General features: G+C 64.9%; 22 protein-coding genes. 15 read left to right on the plus strand and 7 right to left on the minus strand.

Going from position 1 to position 21,740, the window contains the following annotated elements; translation table 11 throughout:
- Positions 1–33: 33 nt before the first annotated feature.
- The 3 genes from ACTUWL_RS10510 to ACTUWL_RS10520 all read right to left on the minus strand — a co-directional run bounded on the left by ACTUWL_RS10510 (position 34) and on the right by ACTUWL_RS10520 (position 2,834).
- Positions 34–447, minus strand: a complete 414-nt coding sequence (locus ACTUWL_RS10510; RefSeq protein ID WP_021078446.1) for a Rieske (2Fe-2S) protein — start codon at positions 445–447, stop codon at positions 34–36.
- A 7-nt stretch (positions 448–454) separates the two neighbouring features.
- Positions 455–1,567 carry an amidohydrolase family protein gene (locus ACTUWL_RS10515; RefSeq protein WP_021078447.1) on the minus strand — a complete coding sequence of 371 codons (1,113 nt, stop codon included), beginning with the start codon at positions 1,565–1,567 and terminating at the stop codon, positions 455–457.
- A 202-nt stretch (positions 1,568–1,769) separates the two neighbouring features.
- Positions 1,770–2,834, minus strand: coding sequence for an amidohydrolase family protein (locus ACTUWL_RS10520; RefSeq protein ID WP_021078448.1), 1,065 nt, complete (start codon positions 2,832–2,834; stop codon positions 1,770–1,772).
- Positions 2,835–3,069: 235 nt separating this feature from the next.
- On the opposite strand from ACTUWL_RS10520, the gene ACTUWL_RS10525 reads away from it, so the two are divergent.
- Positions 3,070–3,549 (plus strand): hypothetical protein, encoded by a 480-nt coding sequence (locus tag ACTUWL_RS10525; protein WP_021078449.1) that lies wholly within the window; start codon positions 3,070–3,072, stop codon positions 3,547–3,549.
- A 94-nt stretch (positions 3,550–3,643) separates the two neighbouring features.
- Here the strand turns inward: ACTUWL_RS10525 and ACTUWL_RS10530 are convergent, their stop codons facing one another.
- Entirely contained in the window at positions 3,644–4,369 is a 726-nt protein-coding gene (locus ACTUWL_RS10530; protein ID WP_021078450.1) for a DJ-1/PfpI family protein, read from the minus strand.
- Positions 4,370–4,467: 98 nt separating this feature from the next.
- Here ACTUWL_RS10530 and ACTUWL_RS10535 point away from each other — a divergent pair, with 98 nt between their 5' ends.
- Positions 4,468–5,424 (plus strand): GlxA family transcriptional regulator, encoded by a 957-nt coding sequence (locus ACTUWL_RS10535; RefSeq protein WP_035651052.1) that lies wholly within the window; start codon positions 4,468–4,470, stop codon positions 5,422–5,424.
- Between the two features lie 98 nt (positions 5,425–5,522).
- Here the strand turns inward: ACTUWL_RS10535 and ACTUWL_RS10540 are convergent, their stop codons facing one another.
- Positions 5,523–6,071: a carboxymuconolactone decarboxylase family protein gene (locus ACTUWL_RS10540; RefSeq protein WP_021078452.1), complete on the minus strand. Its 549-nt coding sequence runs from the start codon at positions 6,069–6,071 to the stop codon at positions 5,523–5,525.
- A gap of 346 nt (positions 6,072–6,417) precedes the next feature.
- On the opposite strand from ACTUWL_RS10540, the gene ACTUWL_RS10545 reads away from it, so the two are divergent.
- The 4 genes from ACTUWL_RS10545 to ACTUWL_RS10560 all read left to right on the plus strand — a co-directional run bounded on the left by ACTUWL_RS10545 (position 6,418) and on the right by ACTUWL_RS10560 (position 11,003).
- On the plus strand, positions 6,418–6,720 hold the full coding sequence (locus ACTUWL_RS10545; protein ID WP_021078453.1) for a DUF485 domain-containing protein: 303 nt from the start codon (positions 6,418–6,420) through the stop codon (positions 6,718–6,720).
- The gene (locus tag ACTUWL_RS10550; protein WP_021078454.1) at positions 6,720–8,411 is read left to right on the plus strand and encodes a cation acetate symporter; all 1,692 of its coding nucleotides are present in this window, start codon (positions 6,720–6,722) and stop codon (positions 8,409–8,411) included. The genes ACTUWL_RS10545 and ACTUWL_RS10550 overlap by 1 nt, the downstream gene beginning before the upstream one ends.
- A 116-nt stretch (positions 8,412–8,527) precedes the next feature.
- The gene (locus tag ACTUWL_RS10555; RefSeq protein WP_021078455.1) at positions 8,528–10,330 is read left to right on the plus strand and encodes a putative nucleotidyltransferase substrate binding domain-containing protein; all 1,803 of its coding nucleotides are present in this window, start codon (positions 8,528–8,530) and stop codon (positions 10,328–10,330) included.
- Entirely contained in the window at positions 10,296–11,003 is a 708-nt protein-coding gene (locus tag ACTUWL_RS10560; RefSeq protein ID WP_291736628.1) for a 3'-5' exonuclease, read from the plus strand. Before ACTUWL_RS10555 ends, ACTUWL_RS10560 begins: the two co-directional genes overlap by 35 nt.
- 12 nt (positions 11,004–11,015) lie before the next feature.
- Here ACTUWL_RS10560 and ACTUWL_RS10565 read toward each other — a convergent pair whose 3' ends face one another.
- Positions 11,016–11,930 carry a LysR family transcriptional regulator gene (locus ACTUWL_RS10565; RefSeq protein ID WP_373010817.1) on the minus strand — a complete coding sequence of 305 codons (915 nt, stop codon included), beginning with the start codon at positions 11,928–11,930 and terminating at the stop codon, positions 11,016–11,018.
- Positions 11,931–12,047: 117 nt separating this feature from the next.
- Here ACTUWL_RS10565 and ACTUWL_RS10570 point away from each other — a divergent pair, with 117 nt between their 5' ends.
- The 3 genes from ACTUWL_RS10570 (at position 12,048) to rnk (ending at position 13,833) form a co-directional block, all read left to right on the plus strand.
- A complete protein-coding gene (locus ACTUWL_RS10570) occupies positions 12,048–12,614 on the plus strand; it encodes a chromate transporter (RefSeq protein ID WP_021078458.1) in 567 nt (188 codons plus the stop codon).
- Positions 12,611–13,141: a chromate transporter gene (locus ACTUWL_RS10575; protein WP_021078459.1), complete on the plus strand. Its 531-nt coding sequence runs from the start codon at positions 12,611–12,613 to the stop codon at positions 13,139–13,141. Before ACTUWL_RS10570 ends, ACTUWL_RS10575 begins: the two co-directional genes overlap by 4 nt.
- A gap of 272 nt (positions 13,142–13,413) precedes the next feature.
- Positions 13,414–13,833 carry a nucleoside diphosphate kinase regulator gene (rnk, locus tag ACTUWL_RS10580; protein WP_021078460.1) on the plus strand — a complete coding sequence of 140 codons (420 nt, stop codon included), beginning with the start codon at positions 13,414–13,416 and terminating at the stop codon, positions 13,831–13,833.
- Between the two features lie 145 nt (positions 13,834–13,978).
- Here the strand turns inward: rnk and ACTUWL_RS10585 are convergent, their stop codons facing one another.
- Positions 13,979–15,043, minus strand: coding sequence for a ketopantoate reductase family protein (locus ACTUWL_RS10585; RefSeq protein ID WP_021078461.1), 1,065 nt, complete (start codon positions 15,041–15,043; stop codon positions 13,979–13,981).
- Positions 15,044–15,165: 122 nt separating this feature from the next.
- Here ACTUWL_RS10585 and ACTUWL_RS10590 point away from each other — a divergent pair, with 122 nt between their 5' ends.
- The 6 genes from ACTUWL_RS10590 (at position 15,166) to ACTUWL_RS10615 (ending at position 21,734) form a co-directional block, all read left to right on the plus strand.
- The gene (locus ACTUWL_RS10590; RefSeq protein WP_021078462.1) at positions 15,166–16,389 is read left to right on the plus strand and encodes a TetR/AcrR family transcriptional regulator; all 1,224 of its coding nucleotides are present in this window, start codon (positions 15,166–15,168) and stop codon (positions 16,387–16,389) included.
- Positions 16,390–16,679: 290 nt separating this feature from the next.
- Positions 16,680–17,918 (plus strand): branched-chain amino acid ABC transporter substrate-binding protein, encoded by a 1,239-nt coding sequence (locus ACTUWL_RS10595; RefSeq protein ID WP_021078463.1) that lies wholly within the window; start codon positions 16,680–16,682, stop codon positions 17,916–17,918.
- A gap of 138 nt (positions 17,919–18,056) precedes the next feature.
- Positions 18,057–19,004 carry a branched-chain amino acid ABC transporter permease gene (locus tag ACTUWL_RS10600; RefSeq protein ID WP_021078464.1) on the plus strand — a complete coding sequence of 316 codons (948 nt, stop codon included), beginning with the start codon at positions 18,057–18,059 and terminating at the stop codon, positions 19,002–19,004.
- Complete coding sequence (locus tag ACTUWL_RS10605) at positions 19,001–20,293, plus strand: branched-chain amino acid ABC transporter permease (RefSeq protein WP_021078465.1); 1,293 nt, start codon at positions 19,001–19,003, stop codon at positions 20,291–20,293. The genes ACTUWL_RS10600 and ACTUWL_RS10605 overlap by 4 nt, the downstream gene beginning before the upstream one ends.
- Positions 20,290–21,039 (plus strand): ABC transporter ATP-binding protein, encoded by a 750-nt coding sequence (locus ACTUWL_RS10610; RefSeq protein WP_021078466.1) that lies wholly within the window; start codon positions 20,290–20,292, stop codon positions 21,037–21,039. The genes ACTUWL_RS10605 and ACTUWL_RS10610 overlap by 4 nt, the downstream gene beginning before the upstream one ends.
- Complete coding sequence (locus ACTUWL_RS10615; RefSeq protein WP_021078467.1) at positions 21,039–21,734, plus strand: ABC transporter ATP-binding protein; 696 nt, start codon at positions 21,039–21,041, stop codon at positions 21,732–21,734. Before ACTUWL_RS10610 ends, ACTUWL_RS10615 begins: the two co-directional genes overlap by 1 nt.
- Positions 21,735–21,740 lie beyond the last annotated feature (6 nt).

Here is a 21,740-nt window from a genome sequence, read left to right on the forward strand (position 1 = left end):
GGAACTTCATTATTGCAAATATCGCAATAACGGTCAAACCTCGACGATCACGTAATTGTCCTCGATGTGCACCGGAAACGTCTCGGCGACGTAAGGGCCCTTCTGCAACTCCGCGCCGCTTTCGACCGCGACCGGATAGGAGCGGATCCTGAACCGCTTCGGGTCGAACCAGGATTGGCCGTTGCGGATGTCGAACTCCCAGCCGTGCCACGGACAGCGCAGCATCTCGCCGACACGGTCGCGCTGATAGATGCCGGGCTCCGGCGAGGTCAGGCGCGCGACGCAGGCGGCCTTCTCCAGCGGCGCGCCTTCATGCGGGCAGCGGTTGAGCAGCGCGAAGAACTCGCCGTTGACGTGGAACACGACGATGTCGCGGCCCTCGATGCCGAACACCTTGTTGCCGCCGGCAGGTATTTCGCTGGTGCGCGCGACGATGTGACGGGTCATCTCAGTCCTAGAATTTGTAAACCGCACGCGCGTTGCTGTTGAAGATCTTGCGCCGTTCGGCGTCCGTCAGCGGCGTCTTGAAGGCGTAGCGGGCGTCGTCATAGTCCCAGTGCGGATAGTCCGACGAGAACAGCAGACGGTCGATGCCGACCCACTCGATCAGCTGACGCAGGTGCTTGGCTTCATCGGGCTCGTCGATCGGCTGGGTCGTGAACCAGAAGCTCTCCTTCACATATTCGCTCGGCCTGCGCTTCAGATGCGGCACCTCGCTGCGGAAGCGTTCGAAGTGCTGGTCCATCCGCCACATCGTCGCGGGGATCCAGCCGAAGCCGCCCTCGATGAACACGATCTTCAATTTCGGGAAGCGCTCGGGAACGCCTTCCAGCACCAGGCTCGTGAGGTTCGAGGCCACGGTGTGCGCGTTGGACTGGTGCTCTTCGCAGTAATAGGACGGCCAGCCGCCGCCGGTCGGCGCGTGCCCGCCATAGCCGCCGACATGGATGCCGAGCGGCAGATCGAGCGCCTGCGCGCGCTCGTAGATCGGCCAGTAGCGGCGGCGGCCGAGCGGCTCGTTGGCGCGCGGCGAGACGTTGATCTGGATGTATTCGCCTGATTTGGCGCAGCGCTCGATCTCGGCAAGACCGAGGTCGGAGCCGTCCTGCCCGACCAGGATCGATGCCTTCAGCCTGGGATCGCGATGCGCCCAGAACGCCAGCTGCCAGTCGTTGATGGCGCGCTGGATCGCGGCGCCGAACTCCAGGTTCTGCTGCGAGAAGATGAAGAGATCGAGCACCTGCAAAATGCCGAACTCGACATCAAACGGATCGAGGTGCTGCTTGCGCATGAAATCGAGATCGGAGCCGGGCACGCCGCCGGTCGGCGGCCAGGCATCGCGCCGCGCGATCAGCGGCGAGGAGCGCGGATACGGCGTGGTGCCGATATAGGGCGTACGCAAATGGCTGCCGTATTCCTTGAGATGCTGCTGCCAGCGCTTCGGCAGGAACTCGTTGAGGTCGCTATGCGAATGGATGCTCGGATGGATGTCGCAATCGATGATCTTCAGCCGTGTCGCAGCGGTCGTTTCCTGGTCGAGCATCGGGCGGTCGATGACGTCACTCATGCGATCCTCCATTGAATTGAGCCGGTGTGGCCGTCACCTCTCCCCATCGGGGAGAGGTCGGATTGCATCGCCAGATGCAATCCGGGTGAGGGCCTTGCGGTCCCTCGCGAGACTTGCGCCCCCTCACCCGGCGCTGCGCGCCGACCTCTCCCCGGTGGGGAGAGGTGTGGCACTGCCGATGTGATGTCGAGCTTCGTCATGGTCAGGCGTCGAGCTTCAGACGCGGAAAGGTTTCCAGCGGATTGTCTTCGCACATCCGCTGGACGAGGCTCTTGGGCAGATGCGGCGGGACCGGATCGTCGCCGTCGAACTGCCAATGCGGATAGTCGGATGCGAACAGGAACATCTTGTCGGAGCCGATCTGGTCGATGATGTCGGCAACACCCGTCGCATCCAGCGGCGCGTCGAACGGCTGCATGGTGACCCGGAAATGCTCGCGGATGATCGCGGCCGGCTCGCGCTCGACCCATGGCACCTCGACGCGCACGCCGCGCCAGGTCTTGTTGGCGCGCCACATGAAGGCGGGCAGCCAGCTGACGCCCGACTCCATCAGCACCACGGTCAATCCGGGGTACTTCCCGAACACGCCCTCATAGATCAGGCTCAGCGTCTGCGCCTGGAACGCCTGCGCCTCGGCGAGATAATATTCGTAGCGATAGGACGGCCAGCCGATCGAGCTCGGCGCACCGCGATAGGCGCTGCCGGCGTGGATCGCGATCGGCAGCCTGTATTTCTCCGCGGCCTGATAGATCGGCCAGTAATGCCGCCGCCCGAGCAGCATCTCGCCCTGCGACGGCACGAGCACGGAGACAAATCGGTTATCGCCGGCGCGGCGCTCGATCTCCTCGACCGCAAGATCCGGTGCCTGGATCGGCACCACGATCGAGGCGCGCAGCCGCGAGTCCCTGGCAAGCCACTCCGCCGCGATCCAGTCGTTGATCGCCTTGCAGAAGTCCGCCGCCATATAGGAATCGAACACCGCCTGCGCGCCATAGACGACGTTGCAGATCGCGTGGCTGGCGCCGAGCTGGTCGAACGCGCCGCGCTGCACCATGGCAAGATCGCTGCCGGGCTTGCTGCCGTCGGCCGGCCGCCAATCGGCACGGCCCGACAGCGGCATCGACGGCGGATAGGAATTGAGGTCGAGCCCGTCGATGGCGCGGCTGACCACCTGTTCCTTCCAGTGATCGCTCAGATAGGGCAGCAGCGTGGTGCGCGTTCCCCCCACCGCGGGATGGATGTCGCAATCGATGCGCGTGGCCGCCATGGCGTTCCCCGGATTGACCTTCTTGTCGTCGTTGTTGGCGGCATCGCTGCCGCAGACGGGACTGTGACGCCGATGGCGCGATCGTGCAAGCCGGTCCACGCGGGTCCGCCCTGCCCCATGCGCGCAGCGGCCTCACGCGAAGTTGCGGGACGGCGTGTGAAGGGCGTCACCCACCCCGACCACAGGACGTGCTAGCGATTTCGCGCTGCGGAAAGCGCGCTGACAGGAGACTGGAATGAGACTGGGCCGACTGACGATCCTCGCATGTTCATTGTCGCTGGCCTCGCCCGCCGCGTGGGCTGCGCCCGCGATCGCGTCCGGCTCGGTCGCGCTGGCGCTCGCGGGCGTGGTGGCGCCCACCTCGGCGCTGCCGGCCAAGGAGAAGAAGGCGGTCGCCGCTTTCTTCAACGGCGACAGCAACGTCCACGTCACCAGGAAGATCACCGTCACCGCCGACAAGGTCGTCTGCCGCGCCAGCAATGTCGACATCACCTCGCGTTCCTGCGTGCTGACCTTCGGCAGCAGGACCCACACCGTGAAGGGCAGCGAGGCCAACGCGATCTACGCCACCATTGCGCTCGCCGGCGTGCCCGGCGACGGCGCCGCCGGGACGATCTACGAGGCGCTGTCGAAACTGTCCTGCACTCTTGATCCCCAGGTGATCAAGGACAAGGCCGGCGGCGGCGCCGACTGCAGCTTCGAGCCGGGCAATTAGAGCGTTTTCCAGCGAAGTGGACACCGGTTCGCGTGAAGAAAACGCGCCAGAACAAGAATCTAGAACCCCGTTCCGATTCAATCGGAACGGGGTTCTAGCCCGCGCGCTCGGACTCCGGCACGATCACGCCCAACCGGGCGGCCGCGCGGCGCGCGGTCTCTTCCCGTTGCGCCGTGATCGCGTGTGTCGCCTCGCGCGTCCGCTGCAGGATCTCGGGTGGTGCCGTCTCCGGCGTGCCACTGTCGAACGGCGGTTCCGGCGCATAGGCCATGTAGAGCTGGATCGCCCGCGCCGCGTCGTCGCCGCGCAGTTCGGCCGCGAGCCGCAACGCGCCATCGATGCCTGCAGTGACCCCGGCGGCGAACACAAAGCTTCCATCGATCACGACGCGCTCGTTGACCGGAGTGGCCCCGAAGTACGGCAGCAGATGCAGCGACGCCCAATGCGTCGTCGCCCTGCGTCCCTTCAACAGGCCCGCCGCGCCGCACAGCAATGCACCGGTGCAGACCGAAAAAATACGGCAAGCCCCCGCCGCCTGCTGGCGGATCCAGCCGAGTACCTCCGCATCCTCCATCAGGGCTTCCTGACCGAAGCCGCCCGGCACATGCAGCACATCGAGCGGCGGCGCCTCGGCCAGCGTCGCATCCGGCGTCAGGCGCAAACCCTTGAGGTCGCGCACCGGTTCCATGGTCTTGGCGTAGATGCGGTAGGTCGAATTCGGAATCCGTGACAGCACTTCGAAAGGACCGGTCAAGTCGATCTGGTCGACGCCTTCGAACAGCAGCGATCCGATCCGCAGGTGGACATCATGGGCAATCATCGGGCTCTCCTTGCACTATGGACAAAGCAAACCTAGCGCGGCACGCTTCGGCGATGACGCCAAAGCCCCCACATTCTCCGCCAAGCAACCGGCGCGTGATCGAAGTGCTGGCCTATCCAGCGGTGCAACTGCTCGACGTCACCGGGCCGTTGCAGGTGTTCGCGTCGGCCAACGCGCTGACGGCCAGGGCAGGCAACGCCGAGCCCTACGACGTCCGCGTCGTTGCCAAGGACGGCCCGACGGTCGAGGCGTCGGCCGGCGTTGGGATCGCGGTGCATCCGTTACCCGCCATCGGTACCGCGGTCGACACGCTGGTGATTCCTGGCGGCGATGGCGTCAACGCCGCATCGTCCGATCGCATCCTGGTGGATTGGGTGCGCAAGCGTAGCGCAGACGCCCGCCGCACCGCATCGGTCTGCACCGGCGCGTTCCTGCTCGCCGCGTCAGGCGCGCTCGACGGCCGTCGCGCCGTGACACATTGGGGATTTTGGGAAGAGCTCGCCGCGCGCTTTCCCGACGTCCGGGTCGAGTCCGATCCGATCTTCGTGCGCGACGGAACGTTCTGGACATCGGCCGGCGTCACGTCGGGCATCGATCTCGCTTTGGCGCTGGTCGAGGATGATCTCGGCCGCGCGGCGGCGCTTGCCGTCGCGCGCTATCTGGTGGTGTTTCTCAAGCGGCCCGGCGGGCAGGCGCAATTCAGCGAGATCCTGTCGCTGCAAACGGCCGACGACAGGTTCAGCGCGCTGCATGACTGGATCAGCAGCCATCTGGCCGACGATCTCTCGCTTCCCACATTGGCGAACCAGGCCGGCATGAGCGAGCGCAGCTTCAGCCGGCACTATGCCGAGGCGACTGGGTTGACGCCGGCGCGCGCGATCGAGCGCCTGAGGGTCGAGGGTGCCCGGCACCTGCTCTCGGAGACGCGGCTGCCGATCAAGCGGATCGCCCAACGCTGCGGCTTCGGCTCCGAGGAGACCATGCGCCGCAGCTTCCTGCGATTGCTGGCCACCACGCCGCAGGACTACCGCGCGAGGTTTGCGGGCCAGGCATGATGGAATTGGGTCGAACCTGGATCGGCAGCGGAAGTTCACCTCTCCCCAATGGGGAGAGGTGAAGCGAGCGCGCATGGCCGGCGCGCAATGTCTGATACTCAGCCGTTCCAGGCATGCGCCTGCAACCCCGCTTCCAGCGGCGGATTGGTCACGCTGCCGGTGTAGTTCGTGATGGTCGACGCCGCCACGATGGTGATCACCTCGAGCAGCAGCTCCTTGCTGAACCCGGCCGCCAGGAACGTCTCGGTGTCCTGCTCGTCGAGCCGCCCGCGCTTTTCGATCAATGTCCGTGCCAGCGTCGAGAGCGCGCCGAGCTGCTTGTCCGCAGGCGAGCGTCCGGCCCGCATCGCCTCGACGTCGGCCGGATCGAGACCGGCCTGCAAGCCGAGCACGGAATGCAGTGCGACCGCCCAGCTACAGCGATTGGTCACCGCGTCGGTGAGCAGCACGGTCTGGATCTGCGGCTCGGCGAAACTGCCGCCATGGACCTTGTCGAAGATGCCGATGAAGCTCTGGATCAGCACGGGCGACGTCGCCATCGCCGCCGCAAGGTTGGGGATCATGCCAAATCGCGCCTCGGCGTCGCGCAGCGAGGGCTTCGAGGCTTCCGGGGCGGTATCGAGCGTATGGACAGGAAAACGTGTCATGGGAACTGCCTTTCACTGTGATGATTGAACCCGCGCAGTTTCCGAAGCTGAGCTGATGCCATCAGCCGAACATCAAGCGGGTTCGATGCGCGTGATCTAGCCCCGCGACGCAATCCGGTCCCGCCAAAGTCCCCACATTCCGCGCCATTCGAACGTGGCAGCCGAGCCGGCGGCGATTTCCGGCCATTTCGCGCAACACCGATGGCGCGGCCGGCGACCCGTTCCCTCCGATAAGGCCGACTTTTTTTGATCTGGATCATGGAGGCTGCAGCGCGGACAGCGCAATAGAGCCCGAGTACCCCGGCCAAGGGGCTGTCTCAACGGGAAGAACACCAGGGATCATGATGTGAGCAACAATCTCGCAGGGATCGAACGCGATCCGAACTACCAGGAGCTCGTGCGCCGGCGTTCGTCGCTCGGTTGGATGCTGTCGCTGATGATGCTGATCGTCTATTTCGGCTTCATCCTGCTGATCGCCTACGCTCCCAAGTTTCTCGGCACACCGCTCGGCAGCGGCGTGACAACGATCGGCATACCGATCGGACTGTCCGTCATCGTGCTCGCCTTCGTGCTGACCGGCATCTATGTGCGCCGGGCGAACTCCAGCTATGACGGACTCATTCGCAAGATCATCGAGGAGAACCGCTGATGAAAAAGCTCTCCTGGTTGCTGGCAATCCTGCTCGCGAGCGTGCCCACGCTCGCTCTTGCAGCGGGTACCGTCGAGGGCGGCGCCAAGCAGGCGATCAACTGGGCGGCGATCGGCATGTTCGTCGGATTTGTCGGCCTCACGCTCGTCATCACCTATTGGGCCGCAAAGCGGACCGCATCGGCGGCCGACTTCTATTCCGCAGGCGGCGGAATCACCGGCTTTCAGAATGGCCTTGCGATCGCCGGCGACTATATGTCTGCGGCCTCGTTCCTTGGCATCTCGGGCCTCGTCTACACCTCGGGTTACGACGGCCTGATCTACTCGGTCGGCTGGCTGGTGGGATGGCCGATCGTCACCTTCCTGATCGCCGAGCAGCTGCGCAACCTCGGCAAGTTCACCTTTGCCGACGTGACGTCGTTTCGGCTCGGGCAAACCGACATCCGCATCCTGGCGGCATGCGGCTCGCTGGTGACCGTCGCGTTCTATCTGATCGCCCAGATGGTCGGGGCCGGCAAGCTGATCCAGTTGCTGTTCGGCCTCGACTACTGGATCGCAGTCGTCCTGGTCGGCGGCCTGATGATGGTCTACGTGACGTTCGGCGGCATGAAGGCGACGACATGGGTGCAGATCATCAAGGCGGTGCTGCTGCTCTCGGGCGCGACGTTCATGGCCGGAGCCGTCCTCTATAAATACGGCTTCAGCCCGGAAGCGCTGTTCGCCAAGGCAACCCAAGTGCATCCCAAGAAGCTCGCGATCATGGAGCCCGGCAGCCTGATTTCCAATCCGCTGTCGGCAATCTCGCTGGGCCTGGCGCTGATGTTCGGAACGGCAGGGCTGCCTCACATCCTGATGCGCTTCTTCACCGTCAAGGACGCCCAGGCCGCGCGCAAATCGGTGTTCTACGCCACCGGCTTCATCGGCTATTTCTATATCCTGACCTTCATCATCGGCTTCGGCGCGATCACCCTGGTGTCGACCGACGCGATGTTCCTGGACGGGAGCATCCTCGAGAAGACCAAGAGCGGAATCGCGGCAATCAAGGGCGGCTCCAACATGGCGGCGATTCACCTCGCCAACGCCGTCGGCGGCAACCTGTTTCTTGGCTTCATTTCCGCCGTCGCCTTCGCCACCATCCTCGCGGTGGTGTCGGGGTTGGCCCTCGCCGGGGCATCATCCATCAGCCACGACCTCTATGGCATGGTGATCAAGGGCGGCAATGCCAACGAGCAGGATGAGATTCGCGTCTCGAAGGTCGCGACGCTGGTGCTTGGCGTACTGGCGATTTTCCTCGGTATCGTGTTCGAGAACCAGAATGTCGCCTTCATGGTGGGCCTCGCCTTCGCCATTGCGGCATCCTGCAATTTCCCGGTGCTCGTGATGTCGATCTTCTGGAAAGGACTGACGACGCGGGGCGCGCTGATCGGCGGATTCCTGGGCCTGATCAGTGCCGTCGTCGGCGTCGTTCTCTCGCCGGCGGTCTGGGAGGTGACCTTGGGATTCGCCAAGGGATCGGCACCGGTCAAGCTGGACAATCCGGCGCTGTTCTCGATGGCGCTGGCATTTGCCGGCATCTGGCTGGTCTCCACACTGGATCGCAGCAAGCGCGGCGCGATCGACCGTAGCGGCTTCGATGCACAATATGTCCGCAGCCAGACCGGCATCGGAGCAGCCTCGGCGACGACGCACTAGAGCAGGCTTGAACAACCGCGCTTCGGCACCGGACGGGTCGCGTGGACCGGCCGGTGCCGCCTTTCCAAGGTCAACCGTCAGGTCGTCCACGCTGTCCGCATCCCCGGAAGACCGCAATGCCCAAGGCATTCGACATCAGCAACCCGCCGTTCGATCGTCTGACGCCGCACGAGGGCGAGACGTTGCGGGCGTCGCTCGATATCGTATACTTCAGTCCGGGTGAGACGATCATCGGCAGCGACGCCCCGGCCGACGCGCTCTATGTCGTGATCAAGGGCACAGTCGAGGAGCGCAGCGAGGCCGCCCTGCTCGCATTGCTCGGCCCCAAGGACACTTTCGACAGCCGCGCGCTGGTTCACGGCGAGAGCGAGCATCAGTTTCTCGCCCGCGACGAAACGCTTTGCTACGTGATCCCCAGGGCCGTCGCGCTCAACCTGATCAGGGCCAACCCACGATTTGCAGCATTCTTCTACCGCGACATCTCCCGGAAGCTCGATGAACTCGCCAACGACGAGGAAGCGAAACGTTACGGCTCGCTGATGCACGCCAAGGTCAGCGAGCTGTTCCTCCATCCTCCGGCATTGGTGGCTGCGAGCGACACGATTGAAGCTGCCGGTCACCTGATGCACAAGATCGACAGCAACGCGCTGTTCGTGCGCAGTGGCGAGCGGATCGGCATCATCACGGGCATGAACCTGTCCAAGGCCGCGGTGTTACGGCGTAAGCCGATCGAAACGCCGGTCGGCGAGTTTGCCAATTTCGACATCGTGTCGGTCAGGCCGGACGATTTCGTCTCCTCGGCGCTGCTGCTCATGACGAAGTACAACAAGCGGCGCCTTGCCGTGCGCGATGGCGAACAGTTCGTCGGCATTCTCGAAGACATCGACCTTCTCGGATTCCTGGCAAGCAGCGCCCAGGTCGTCGCCGGCCGCATCGATCGCGCCTCCAGCCCGCAGGATCTGGCGATCGCTGCGCGCGAGATCGAGGCGCAAACGCGGGCACTGCGAAGACAGGGCGTCAAGGTGGAGGTGATCGCGGAGATCGCCTCCGACCTCAACCGGCGCCTGCTGTCCAGACTGTTCGAAATGATCGCGCCTGCCGAGTTGCGAACCAGCGGCTGTCTGATCGTCATGGGCAGCGAGGGACGCGGCGAGCAGACCACACGCACCGACCAGGACAACGGCCTTATCCTGGCCGGTCCGGTCCGAAGCGAAATCCTTCAGCCGTTCCGCAGCGAATTCTCCACGACTCTGGAGAGCTTCGGCTTTCCGCCCTGTCCCGGCGAGATCATGGTGCGCAATCCGGCGTGGTCGAAGCCGCTCTCGGACTATCTCGCGGATTTCCGCCGATGGATCGTGCTTCCCGACCAGACCGCGCATATGAACGTGGCGATCATCTATGACGCGCAGGCGATCGCGGGGAACGCGCAACTGCTCGACAGCGCCAAGGCGGCGCTGATCGACATGGTCCGGGGCGAACAGGCGTTCCTCGCCCACTTCGCCCGCGCAATCGACGCCTTTGAAACCCCGATCGGCCTGTTCAACAACCTGATTACCTCCGAGGGCACGGGAGACGCACTTGACCTCAAGAAAGGCGGCATCTTTCCCGTCGTGCACGGCGTCCGCAGCCTGGCGCTCGAACAGGGCCTGCGCGAGACCTCCACCGACAAGCGGATCGCGCGGCTATGCGAGCTGGGCGTACTGCGAACCGACCTCGGACGCGATTTGAATCAGGCCTTCCGCTTCCTGCTGACGCTTCGGCTCGACGGGCAACTCGCCGCATCCGCGGGCGTATCGGGGACCTTGGTGAGACCGGCACAGCTGTCCAGCATTGAACGCCACCTGCTGCGCGACGCGCTCCAGGTGGTCAAGCAATTCCGCGACATTGTCCGCCATCATTTCAAACTCGGCATGTTCTAAAATGCTGCCCCGTGCGATCAAGCGGCTGCTGCATCAGGCGACCCTGAGCGACCAGTCGTATCGCTTCATGTTCGGCCGGGCTCCGGACGACGAGTTTGTCGTGATCGATTGCGAGACCACCGGTCTCAACGTGCGCAAGGACGACGTCGTGGCCATTGCTGCAATCAAGATCCGCGGCAATCGGATTCTGACCAGCGAGCATTTCGAAGTCGTGATCCACCCCGACAGCGAGATGGGCGCGGAATCCATCAAGATCCACCGCCTGCGCCGGTCCGACGTCGAGGCAGCGCCGATCGTCTGGAAGGTCCTGCCGAGTTTCCTGCGCTTTATCGGTCCGCGCCCGCTGGTCGGCTACTATGTCGACTTCGACATCGCCATGCTGGACAAGTACGTCCTTCCGCTGGTGGGAATCGAGCTGCCCAACGACCGCATCGAGGTTTCACGGCTCTACTACGAACGCAAATATGGCGGCGCGCCTCCCAACACGTCGATCGACCTCTCCTTCGCCGCGATCCTGCGCGATCTCGGCATTCCGCCGCTTGGACAGCATGATGCCTTCAACGACGCATTGATGACTGCGATGATGTTCGTGCAGTTGCGTGATCTGGCCGGGCGCGGCGTGCGTATCCCGCGGCAACGGTCCGGACCGGCCTTCAACCCCATGGGGGCGTGACGGCGCAGCGCGCTAAGTTTCGGCGCGGTCCTTGACCCGCCGCGTCACGATGGCGAGCAGGCGGCCGAGCGTGCCGCCGGCGGGGCCTTTCTTGCGCGCCAGCGCGAGCGGGGCGACCAGGCCCGTGGCACGGTCGAGGCGGAGATAGGAGACGCCTGCGGTCTCGAGCCGCGCCATCGATTCCGGCACGATCGAAATCCCGAGCCCGGCGGCGACGAGGCTGAGCGTCGACACCATCCGCGTCGCCTCCTGCGCGACCTTCGGGCTGAAGCCCGCCGCGCGGCAGGCGGCGATGATGCTGTCGTAGAGGCCCGGCCCGGTCGGGCGGCGGTAGAGGATCAGCGGCTCGTCGGCGAGCGAAGCCAGCGAAATCCGGCGCCGCGTGTCCTTGCGGGCGCGCGCATGATGGTCGGGCAACGCGACCAGCATCTCCTCGTCGAGCAGATGCGTGATCGTGAGATTCTCCAGCCGCTCGCTCGGCGAGCGCACGAACGCCGCATCGAGCCGGTCCGCCTCGACGGCTTCGATCAGCTCGCCGGTCGAGGCCTCCTCCAGCGACAATCTGATCGCCGGCGCGCGCTCGCGCATTTCGCGCATCACGCCGGTGACGAAGGGATGGAAGGCCGCCGACGAGGTGAAGCCGATCGCAAGCTGGCCCTCCTGGCCGCGGCTGGCGCGGCGCGCGGCTTCCACGGCGAGGTCGGTGTCGCGCAGGATCGCGCGTGCCTTCTCCACGAAGGCGCGGCCGGCGGCTGTCAGTTCGACCCCGCGCGGCTGCCGGCGAAACAGCGGCGCGCCGATCGCGGCCTCCAGCGCCCGGATCTGCTGGCTCAGCGGCGGCTGCTGGATGCCGAGGCGAGCGGCAGCGCGGGTGATATGGCCTTCCTCGGCGACCGCGACGGCATAGCGGAGATGGCGCAGCTCGATCATAGGACCGATCCATATACAGCAGATATGATAATTCAATGATCCATATATTTGATATTTGGAGCATCGCAAACTAGGTTCGGGTCGAACACGACAAGAAACGGAGCCGACGCGCCGATGGATGCAGCCCCCGCCACCCTCACCACCAAGCACGAGGCGCCCGATATCGGCGAGTTGTTCGCGGGCTTCTTCATCCTCGGACTGACCGGCTTCGGCGGCGTGCTGCCCTTGGCGCGCCACATGATGGTGGAGAAGCGCGGCTGGCTCACCGGCGCCGAGTTCACCGACCTGCTCGGGCTCTGCCAGTTCCTGCCCGGCGGCAACATCATCAACATGTCGGTCGCGGTCGGGCTGAAGTTTCGCGGCATTCCCGGCGCCTTCGCCTCGATCATCGGGCTGATCGCGGTGCCGACCGCCGTCGTGATCGGCCTTGGCATGATCTACGCCCGTTTCGCCGACGACCTCGTCGTGCGCCATCTGTTCGGCGGCCTCGCCGCAGCCGCAGCCGGGCTTTTGATCTCCACCGCGATCAAGATCGCCTGGCCGCTGCGCCGCGATGTGCTCGGCCTCGTCATCGGCGCGCTCTGCGTGCTCGCGATCGCGGTGCTCCGGCTGCCGCTGCTGCCGACGCTGCTGACACTGGCGCCGCTCAGCATCTTGCTGCGCGCGAGGCAGGCATCATGACTGCAACCCTCGTCACGCTCGCACTGATCTTCGCCGAGCTCTCCCTACTGGCCTTCGGCGGCGGCAACACCATCCTGCCCGAGATGCAGCGTCAGGTGGTCGACATCCATCACTGGATGACGGCGCAGGAATTCGGCGCGCTTTTCGCGCTGGCGCAGGCCGCGCCCGGGCCGAACATGATGGTGGTGCCGCTGGTCGGCTGGCATGTCGCGGGCTTCTCCGGCGTGCTGGTGACCTCGCTCGCCAAGTTCGGTCCGTCGTCGCTGGTCACCGGCTTTGCACTGCGGCTCTGGGAGCGCTTCAAGGACCGACCCTGGCGGCGCACCGTGCAGGCCGGGCTGGTCCCAGTCACCGCCGGCCTCGTCACCGCCAGCGCCATCATCATAACCCACGCCTCTGCCTCGAGCTGGGGCACGATCCTGATCGCGGCCAGCGTCGCGATCGCCACCACCACGACCCGCATCCATCCGCTGCTCGCGCTCGCCGCAGGTGCTGCGCTCGGCCTCACCGGCATCGGCCAGCCCTGACGTGCGGCGCGTGCGCGCTTTCGCCGCAATGGATGCGACGGCACGAGCGGCTATGTTGATGCTGCCATGATCGACATGCTGAGCATCGACACCCGCATTGCGCGCCTCGGATTGCGCGCCGGACGTCTGCACGCAGGCAATTAGCCGGCCGGCGATCGCGCGCCGTCCGGATTCCTTAGACGTCATCAACACCATTTCAATCCGTCGTGTCGCGCGAAGTATTCGCGCGCCGGCGCTGTTGCGCCTTCGATCAACCGCAAGGTCAAACCGACATGCCCCAGAGCATTCAGAACCGCTTTTCCGCCGCGGCCTTGCCGCCGATCGTGATCACCGCGAGCGAGGCGCATCGCCTCAGCGCGCTGGCCGATTCCAGCATGGCGGTGTTTCCGCGCGTGGCCCAGTTCCTCGCCCGCGAGACCGACCGCGCCCAGGTCGTCGCCGACGATGCCGACCTGCACGACGTGGTCCGCATGGGCTCACGTGTGCGCTACCGCGACGACGAGACCGGCGACGTCAGGGAAGTCGTGCTGGTGTATCCGCACGAAGCCGACATCGCGCTCCGCCGCATCTCGGTGCTGACGCCGGTCGGCGCCGCATTGATCGGATTGTCGGTCGGTCAAACCATCGATTTCCAGACGCCGAGCCACCAGACGCGGTCGGTGACGATTTTGGCCGTTACGCATCAGGACTGACGGCGCAGCATCGCGATCCTCGACACGCACCGCGTAAGGGAGCCACCAGCAGTCGGGCTCCCTCCCCCCTTGCGGAGGAGGGAGCCCGACTGGCGTGCTCACCTTACGTTCCGTCGATATCGTGATGCCCTCGCCATCAACGCGGCTACTCCGCGCCGGAGCCGCCCTGCACGATCCTCTCGTTCAGCTTCTGATCGACGGTCTCGACCGTGCGGTCGATCTCTGCGCTGGGGTTACCGAGTTGGTGCGAGATCAACTTCACCAAGAGGTCGACGCGCTCGATGAACGGCGCGCCGGCGGCGACCGCGCGGGCCGCCGATGACGGCTTGAGCAGACTTTCGGCCGCCTTGGCGTATTTCGCGAACGGCACCTGGTCCGCCGGGTCGGCGCCGAGCTTGCGCGCGATGCCGTCGACATGATCGTAGATCGCCTGCGAGCGCGTGAGGTCGCCGTGCACGGCGTCGCGGATCGATTGCGGCTCAGTCGGCGTGATGCAGCGGTAATTGCCGGTCAGCAGCATCGACCACTTCGCCAGCGGCACGAACAGCGAGTCGAACACTTTCAGCTTCACCGGCACGTCCTGGCCGTCGAGCGTCACCGCGTCGATGTCGGCCTCGAGCTCGCGCAGCACCTTGTTGTGCTTGTCGTCGGCGAACACGGCGGCCTTGAAGTTGGTCGGCAGGCCGACATGCAGCACGTTGGCCTTCTCCTCCGGCGGACGGAACGCCTGTGGATCGGGCGAGCACAGCGTGACGAGGCCCGGCTCGAAGCGCTCCCACACCTGGGCGTTGGTGTAGGCCTCCTCGAGGTCCATGCCGGCGAGCGCGGGGATCCGCTTCAGATAGGGCAGCGGCGGCATGTTCATGATCGAGAGGCAGGGCAGCTTCGCCGCCGCGATCTTGATCATCAGCACGCGAACGGTGTGGTTGGTGTATTGCGGCTCCTGCATCGCAAGGCCGACCATGTCGTAGCGCGACACGTCGACGTCGGCGGGCGTGACGGCGTCGAGCTTGCCCGGCAGGTCGCGCGAGAAGATCGAGCGATGCTCCTTCTCATCACGCAGCTTGATGCGAACCTCGGTGCCCTCGCGGTTGATCAGGTCGGCGGTGTTCTTGCGGCACACCAGCGACACGTTGTGCCCCGCCATCAAAAGCTTGGTCCCCAGCAGGGAGCCGTAGGAAGCTCCAAGGATCAGAATGTTGCGCGCCATGTTCTCTCCAAAAGACCGCTGGTGTATGGTATGCCACGGTCTATCGCAGATCGACAAGCGGCTGCCAAGGGGATTATCTCACGTGCGGATTTTCGTGCCGCGTTCAGGAAGGGCATTCGAGCTTGCAAGTCGCCGCCGATGTAACGGACCGGGCTGAGGAAATCCTCGTCTCAGCTTCCCGGCTGTTTGCCCGCCACTCCTATGCGAACGTGACGATGGAGCAGGTCGCGGCGTCGGTTCGGGCCGTGCCGGGCGCGCTGTACCACTATTTCCGCGACAAGGAAGATTTGATCTTCCACTGCTATCTGCGGGGACTGGCGATCTATCGGCACGAGATCGAAGCCGCCGCCGAGCCCGGCATCGACGGGCTCGAGATCATCAGGCGCTTCGTGCGCGGCAGGCTGCGGCCCGAAGGCCAGCGCATGATCCTGTTCACCGATATCGATGCGCTCGCCGCGCCCTATAGCAGCGAGGTCCATGCCAGGCGCTGGCAGAACGCCGCGCGGCTGGCGGACATCCTGGAACGCGGCGTGGCGGACGGCTCGGTCGCCTGCGACGAGCCGCTGCTGACCGCGGTGGCGCTAATCTCCATCCTGGACTGGGTGCCGTTCTGGCTGTCCGAACGCGACTACTACACGCGCCAGCAGGCGATCGACGCCATCGACGACATCATCACGCACGGCGTGTACCGGCGCGAGATCGCGGTTCCCGAGATGCCCGAACCGCTCAGCCTTGCGCCGTTCCTCGAGGCCCGCGCGAGGCTGAACAAGCGGGCTGCGAAGTTCGACAGGATGCTGTCGATCGCCTCCGACAGCTTCAACCGCAGGGGCGTGTCGGGCACGTCGCTCGAGAGCATCGCCGCGGATGCGGGCATGACCCGCGCCGGGATCTACTATCACTTCAGTGAAAAGGAGAGCCTGCTGCTGGCTTGCCTGCGACGCGGGCTCGCCGGCGAAATCGCCATTCACGAGCACCTGCAGGAGCACAGCCTCGGCGCCTTCGAACACACCGTTCAGCGGATCCGCCTGCTGCTGATGCTGCACGACACGCCCTGCGGACCGAAGGCGACCTATCACAACATCAACTATCTCAACGACGTGGACCGGAAGGAATATGTCCGACAGGTGCTGGCGACGATCCGGCGAGACCAGGACAGCTATCAACGCTGGATCGACGAGGGCCGCTTCCGTCGCATCGACAGATATTTCGCCGAGCGGATTTTAACCGGCATGGGGCATTGGTATCCGATCTGGTTCAAGATCAGGCGTGATTGGTCTGCCGTCGAGATCGCCGATCACTTCGCGCGGCTCTTCCTCTCGGGCCTCAAGCCGCGCCGGCGGGGTTGAATCGCCAATTCGCGTCCCGCCGCTATAATGCCGCCGGCTCGTCTGGCGGACGTCGGACGGCATAGGTTCCAAACGAACTGCCGAACGCCTCATCCAAAAGTTTACTTGCGGTTCAAATCTGCGCCGGATCTCGCGGCATCTCGAAACATTTATAGCCTATAACATTATAATACCTCGCGCGAAAACTTGACGCAGTATTCAAAGCGAAAGTTGCGAAGGCTCGGCAATTGAGGCTAAGAGACGGCTTCGATCGCTGAAGATCAAGAAACACGAGCAAGGGAGAAAGCAGGATGCGTAAGCTGATCGTTGCTGCCACGGCAGCACTGACGGTGTTGGGAGGCGCGGCGTCCGCGCAGGAATCCATCAAGATCGGCTACATCGATCCGCTCTCCGGCGGCGGCGCCAGCGTTGGCGAAGGCGGCCTGAAGACGTTCCAGTATCTCGCCGACGAATTGAACGCCAAGGGCGGCATCCTCGGCCACAAGGTCGAGATCGTTCCGCTCGACAACAAGACCAATCCGCAGGAAGGCCTGGTGCAGGCGCAGAAGGCGGTCGACGCCGGCGTCCGCTACATCACCCAGGGCAACGGCTCGTCGGTCGGCGCTGCGCTGGAAGACTTCGTCACCAAGAACAATTCGCGCAACCCCGGCAAGGAAGTGCTCTACTTCAACTACGCCGCGGTCGATCCGAGCATGACCAACGAGAAGTGCAGCTACTGGCATTTCCGCTGGGATGCGAACTCGGACATCAAGATGGAAGCGCTGACCAACTATATGAAGGGCCAGGCGTCGATCAAGAAGGTCTATCTGATCAACATGGACTACTCGTTCGGCCAGTCGGTGCGATCAACGGCGCGCAAGATGCTGGGCGAAAAGCGGTCGGATATCCAGATCGTCGGGGACGAGCTGCATCCGATGCTCAAGGTCACCGACTTCTCGCCCTACATCGCCAAGATCAAGGCGTCTGGTGCCGACACCGTCGTGACCGGCAATTGGGGCCAGGACTTCGCACTGCTGCTGAAGGCCGCGGCCGACGCCGGCCTCAAGGTCAACTGGTACACCTATTATGCCGGCGGCGCCGGCGGACCGACCGCGATCAAGCAGACCGGCCTCGAGAACCAGGTGTTCCAGATCAGCGAAGGCGTGCCGAACTCCGGCAACAAGGCGGCGATGGATTTCGAGAAGGACTTCCGCGCCAAGACCGGCATTTCCGTGTGGTATCCGCGCGCGGTGAACGAGATGCGGATGTTCAAGGCAGCCGCCGAGAAAGCCAACTCGATCGACCCGGTGAAGGTCGCGGCCGCGCTCGAAGACTTGAAGTTCGAGGTGTTCGACGGCGGCGAGGGCTTCATGCGCAAGGACGATCACCAGTTCTTCCAGCCGATCTACATCTCCTCGTTCGGCTCGCTGGCCGACAAGACCAAGGAGCCGTTCGACGAGGAGAACACCGGCTGGGGCTGGCACATCGTCTCCAAGATCGATACCGCCCAGACCATGCTTCCGACCACCTGCAACATGAAGCGGCCCTGATCGGCCGCCTCGGAATGCGCCTCCGCGCCCCTCCGGGGTTGCGGAGGCGTTCGTCATCCGGCAGCGTCGGTGCCGGACCTCAATTCCTTCGACAGGTCTTTGATCACGTGAACCATTGGTCTCTCAAGCGGGTGCGCCGTGGCTGAGCTCATCGTCATCTCGACGCTGAACGGCGTCCTGTTCGGCATGCTGTTGTTTCTGCTGTCCAGCGGACTCACCGTCATCTTCAGCATGATGGGCGTGCTCAACTTCGCGCATGCCAGCTTCTACATGCTGGGCGCGTTCTTCGGCTTTCAGCTCACCCGCTGGATCGGCTTCTGGCCGGCGCTGGTGATCGCCCCGCTGCTGGTCGGCGTGGTCGGCATGGGTGTCGAGCGCTACGGCCTGCGCAACACCCACAAGCACGGCCACGTCGCCGAACTGCTTTTGACCTTTGGTTTGGCTTTCGCGATCGAAGAGATCGTCTCGATGATCTGGGGCAAGAGCCCGGTCGACTACCGCGTCCCGGCCGCGCTCGACTTCCCGGCCTTCACCGTGTTCTCCACCAACTACCCCGCCTACAAGATCTTCATGCTGGTGGTCTCGGTCGTGATCTTCATCGCGCTCCTGGTTACGCTGAAGCGGACCCGGGTCGGCCTCATCGTGCAGGCCGCGCTGACCCATCCGAGCATGGTCGGCCATCTCGGCCACAATGTCGGCCGCGTCTTCATGCTGGTGTTCGGCGTCGGCAGCGCGCTCGCCGGTCTTGCCGGCGTCATCGCCGGTCCCTCGCTGGTGACGCAGTCCGACATGGCGGCGCTGCTCGGCCCGATCCTGTTCGTCGTCATCGTGTTCGGCGGCCTCGGCTCGCTGCCCGGCGCCTTCATCGCCTCGCTGCTGATCGGCCTGATCCAGACCTTCGCGGTCGCGCTGAACGGCTCGCTGGCCAGCGTGTTCGGTCCGCTCGATCCGAGCCTCGGCCCCTCGCCGCTCACCGACATCTGGAACGTCACGATCGCGCAGATCGCGCCGATCCTGCCCTACCTGCTGCTGGTGCTGGTGCTGATCTTCCGCCCGATGGGCCTGTTGGGGACGCGCGAGTCATGACGAACGCTCCCACGCCCGCCCCCGCCGCGGCCAAGCAGGAGTCCGGCGGCAGCCTCGGCTTCTATGGCGTCTGGCTGCTCGCGGCCGCCGCACTCGTCGTGCTGCCGCTGGTGTTCTCCTCCGGCGGCTCGCTGACCTCGTTCAGCCTGATCGGCATCGCGATCATCTTCGCGCTGTCCTACAACATCCTGCTCGGCCAGACCGGCCTGTTGTCGTTCGGCCACGCCGTGCAATACGGCCTCGGCGGCTTCCTCGCCGTCCACGCCATGAACGCAGTCGCGAGCCACAACTGGCCGATCCCGCTGCCGGTGATTCCGCTGGTCGGCGGCATCGGCGGCATGGCCTTCGCGGTCGTGGTCGGCTGGGTCATGACCAAGCGCGCCGGCACGGTGTTCGCGATGATCTCGCTCGGCATCGGCGAACTGGTCGCCTCGTCCTCGCTGATCCTGCGCAGCGTGTTCGGCGGCGAATCCGGCATCACCACCGACCGCACCTCGCTGATGCCGCTGTTCGGCTGGACCTTCGGACCGCAGCTCCAGGTCTATTACCTGATCGCGTTCTGGGTGCTGGTCTCGGCGATCGCGATGTATGCGCTGACCCGGACGCCCTTGGGGCGCATCTGCAACGCGGTGCGCGACAATCCGGAGCGCGTCGAGTTCATCGGCTACGATCCGCATGTGGTGCGCTATCTCGCCTACATGTTCGCGGGCTTCTTCGCCGGCATCGCCGGCGGGCTGGCCGCGATCAATTTCGAGATCGCCAACTCCGCCTATCTCGGTGCGACGCAATCCGGCCTCGTGCTGTTCTCGGCGTTTATCGGCGGCACCGCCTATTTCTTCGGCCCGATCCTCGGGGCCATCCTGGTGACCTATCTGCAACTCGGGCTGACCAGCGTCACCTCGGTCTGGCAGCTCTATTTCGGCATCATCTTCATCGGCATCGTGATGTTCGCACCCGGCGGCATCGCCGGCATCCTGATGAAGCATCGTCCGCTGATCCGCGCCGGAACGCTCGGCACGGTGATCCCGTCCTACCTGGTCGCGGCGGTTCCGACGCTGGCGTTTGCACTCGGCATCATCCTGACCATCGAGACCGTCGCGCGCTTCTCCGGCGGCGATCCGATCAACCTGCTCGGCATCCCGTTCGTCGCGACCGCGCCGACGACTTGGGTGGCTGCTGCGGTGCTGCTGGTCGGCGGCTTCATGGTTGCGCGCATCACCTGGAAGCGCGTCGCGGAGGCCTGGGATCGCGCCGCGACGGTGGCCCGTGATCGGGGGTATCTCGCATGACCGCTGCCATTCAAGTCAACGCCGTCGAGAAGAGCTTCGGCAATGTCCAGATCATCCGCGACCTCAATCTGAGCGTCGCCAAGGGCGAGCGTCACGCCATCATCGGCCCGAACGGGGCCGGCAAGTCGACGACGTTCAACCTGATCTCCGGCCACATCAAGCCGACCTCGGGTGAGATCCGCCTCAACGGCGCGGTGACCTCGGGGCTGCGGCCATTCGAGATCAACCGCCGCGGGCTGTCACGCTCGTTCCAGGTCACCAACGTGTTCGCCCGCATGACGGTGTGGGAGAATGTCCGCTGCGCCGTGCTGTGGGCGACCGGGCATCGCTACGCGTTCTGGAAGAACGTCGACAGCCTGCCCGAGGTGAAGCAGCGCACCGCGCAGATCCTCGACGATATCCATCTCAGCCATCGCCGCGACGTGCCGGCGGGCCTCCTGACCTATGCCGAGCAGCGCGAACTCGAGATCGGCATCACGATCGCCGGCGGCGCCAGCGTCATCATGCTGGACGAGCCGACCGCGGGCATGAGCCACGCCGAGACCGAGCGCGCCGTCGCGCTGATCCGCCGTCTCACCGAAGGCCGCACGCTCGTCATCGTCGAGCACGACATGAGCGTGGTGTTCGGCCTCGCCGACCGCATCTCGGTGCTGGTCTACGGCCACATCATCGCCTCCGGCACGCCTGAGGAGATCCGCGGCAACCCGAAGGTCAAGGAAGCCTATCTCGGCGAGGAGGTCGACTGATGCTCGAAGTCAGGAATCTTCACGCCTATTACGGCAAGAGCCACATCCTGCAGGGCGTCGATCTCGACATCGCGGCCGGCGAGGTGGTGAGCCTGCTCGGCCGCAACGGCGTCGGCCGCTCCACCACCGTCAAGGCGATCATGGGCGAGGTGCCGCCGCAGGGCACCATCCGCTTCAAGGGCCAGGACATCGCGGGTCTGCCGAGCCACAAGATCGCCCGCCTCGGCCTCGGCTATGTGCCCGAGCATCGCGACATCTTCCCGAGCCTGACGGTGCGCCAGAACCTGATCCTCGGCATCAAGGATCCGCGCCGCCCCGGCAAGTGGCGGTTGCAGGAGATGCTCGACATGTTCCCCAACCTCGCCCGCCGCGCCGATACGCCGGCCGGGGTGCTGTCGGGCGGCGAGAAGCAGATGCTGACCACCTGCCGCACCCTGCTCGGCGATCCCGAGCTGATGATGATCGACGAGCCGACCGAGGGTCTCGCGCCGCTGATCGTGCAGCAGGTCGGCGAGCTGATCGCGCGGATCGCGAAGGCCGGCGTCGCCATCCTGCTGGTCGAGCAGAAGCTGTCGATCGCGATGAAGATCTCGAACCGGGTCTACATCATGGGCCACGGCCGCGTGGTGTTCGAAGGCACCCCCGAGCAGCTCAAGAACAACGCCGCCATTCGCGAGGAATGGCTCGAGGTGTGAGGCCTG

The sequence above is a fragment of the Bradyrhizobium sp. WCU1 genome (genome assembly GCF_053474805.1).

Coding starts and splice junctions, on each gene's coding strand:
- ACTUWL_RS10530 (WP_021078450.1), bottom strand. CDS start 4,369: ATGATTGCCCATGATGTCCACCTGCGGATCGGATCGCTGCTGTTCGAA.
- ACTUWL_RS10515 (WP_021078447.1), bottom strand. CDS start 1,567: ATGAGTGACGTCATCGACCGCCCGATGCTCGACCAGGAAACGACCGCT.
- ACTUWL_RS10540 (WP_021078452.1), bottom strand. CDS start 6,071: ATGACACGTTTTCCTGTCCATACGCTCGATACCGCCCCGGAAGCCTCG.
- ACTUWL_RS10605 (WP_021078465.1), top strand. CDS start 19,001: ATGACGAACGCTCCCACGCCCGCCCCCGCCGCGGCCAAGCAGGAGTCC.
- ACTUWL_RS10555 (WP_021078455.1), top strand. CDS start 8,528: ATGCCCAAGGCATTCGACATCAGCAACCCGCCGTTCGATCGTCTGACG.
- ACTUWL_RS10610 (WP_021078466.1), top strand. CDS start 20,290: ATGACCGCTGCCATTCAAGTCAACGCCGTCGAGAAGAGCTTCGGCAAT.
- ACTUWL_RS10510 (WP_021078446.1), bottom strand. CDS start 447: ATGACCCGTCACATCGTCGCGCGCACCAGCGAAATACCTGCCGGCGGC.
- ACTUWL_RS10520 (WP_021078448.1), bottom strand. CDS start 2,834: ATGGCGGCCACGCGCATCGATTGCGACATCCATCCCGCGGTGGGGGGA.
- ACTUWL_RS10570 (WP_021078458.1), top strand. CDS start 12,048: ATGGATGCAGCCCCCGCCACCCTCACCACCAAGCACGAGGCGCCCGAT.
- rnk (WP_021078460.1), top strand. CDS start 13,414: ATGCCCCAGAGCATTCAGAACCGCTTTTCCGCCGCGGCCTTGCCGCCG.
- ACTUWL_RS10595 (WP_021078463.1), top strand. CDS start 16,680: ATGCGTAAGCTGATCGTTGCTGCCACGGCAGCACTGACGGTGTTGGGA.
- ACTUWL_RS10585 (WP_021078461.1), bottom strand. CDS start 15,043: ATGGCGCGCAACATTCTGATCCTTGGAGCTTCCTACGGCTCCCTGCTG.
- ACTUWL_RS10575 (WP_021078459.1), top strand. CDS start 12,611: ATGACTGCAACCCTCGTCACGCTCGCACTGATCTTCGCCGAGCTCTCC.
- ACTUWL_RS10615 (WP_021078467.1), top strand. CDS start 21,039: ATGCTCGAAGTCAGGAATCTTCACGCCTATTACGGCAAGAGCCACATC.
- ACTUWL_RS10550 (WP_021078454.1), top strand. CDS start 6,720: ATGAAAAAGCTCTCCTGGTTGCTGGCAATCCTGCTCGCGAGCGTGCCC.
- ACTUWL_RS10525 (WP_021078449.1), top strand. CDS start 3,070: ATGAGACTGGGCCGACTGACGATCCTCGCATGTTCATTGTCGCTGGCC.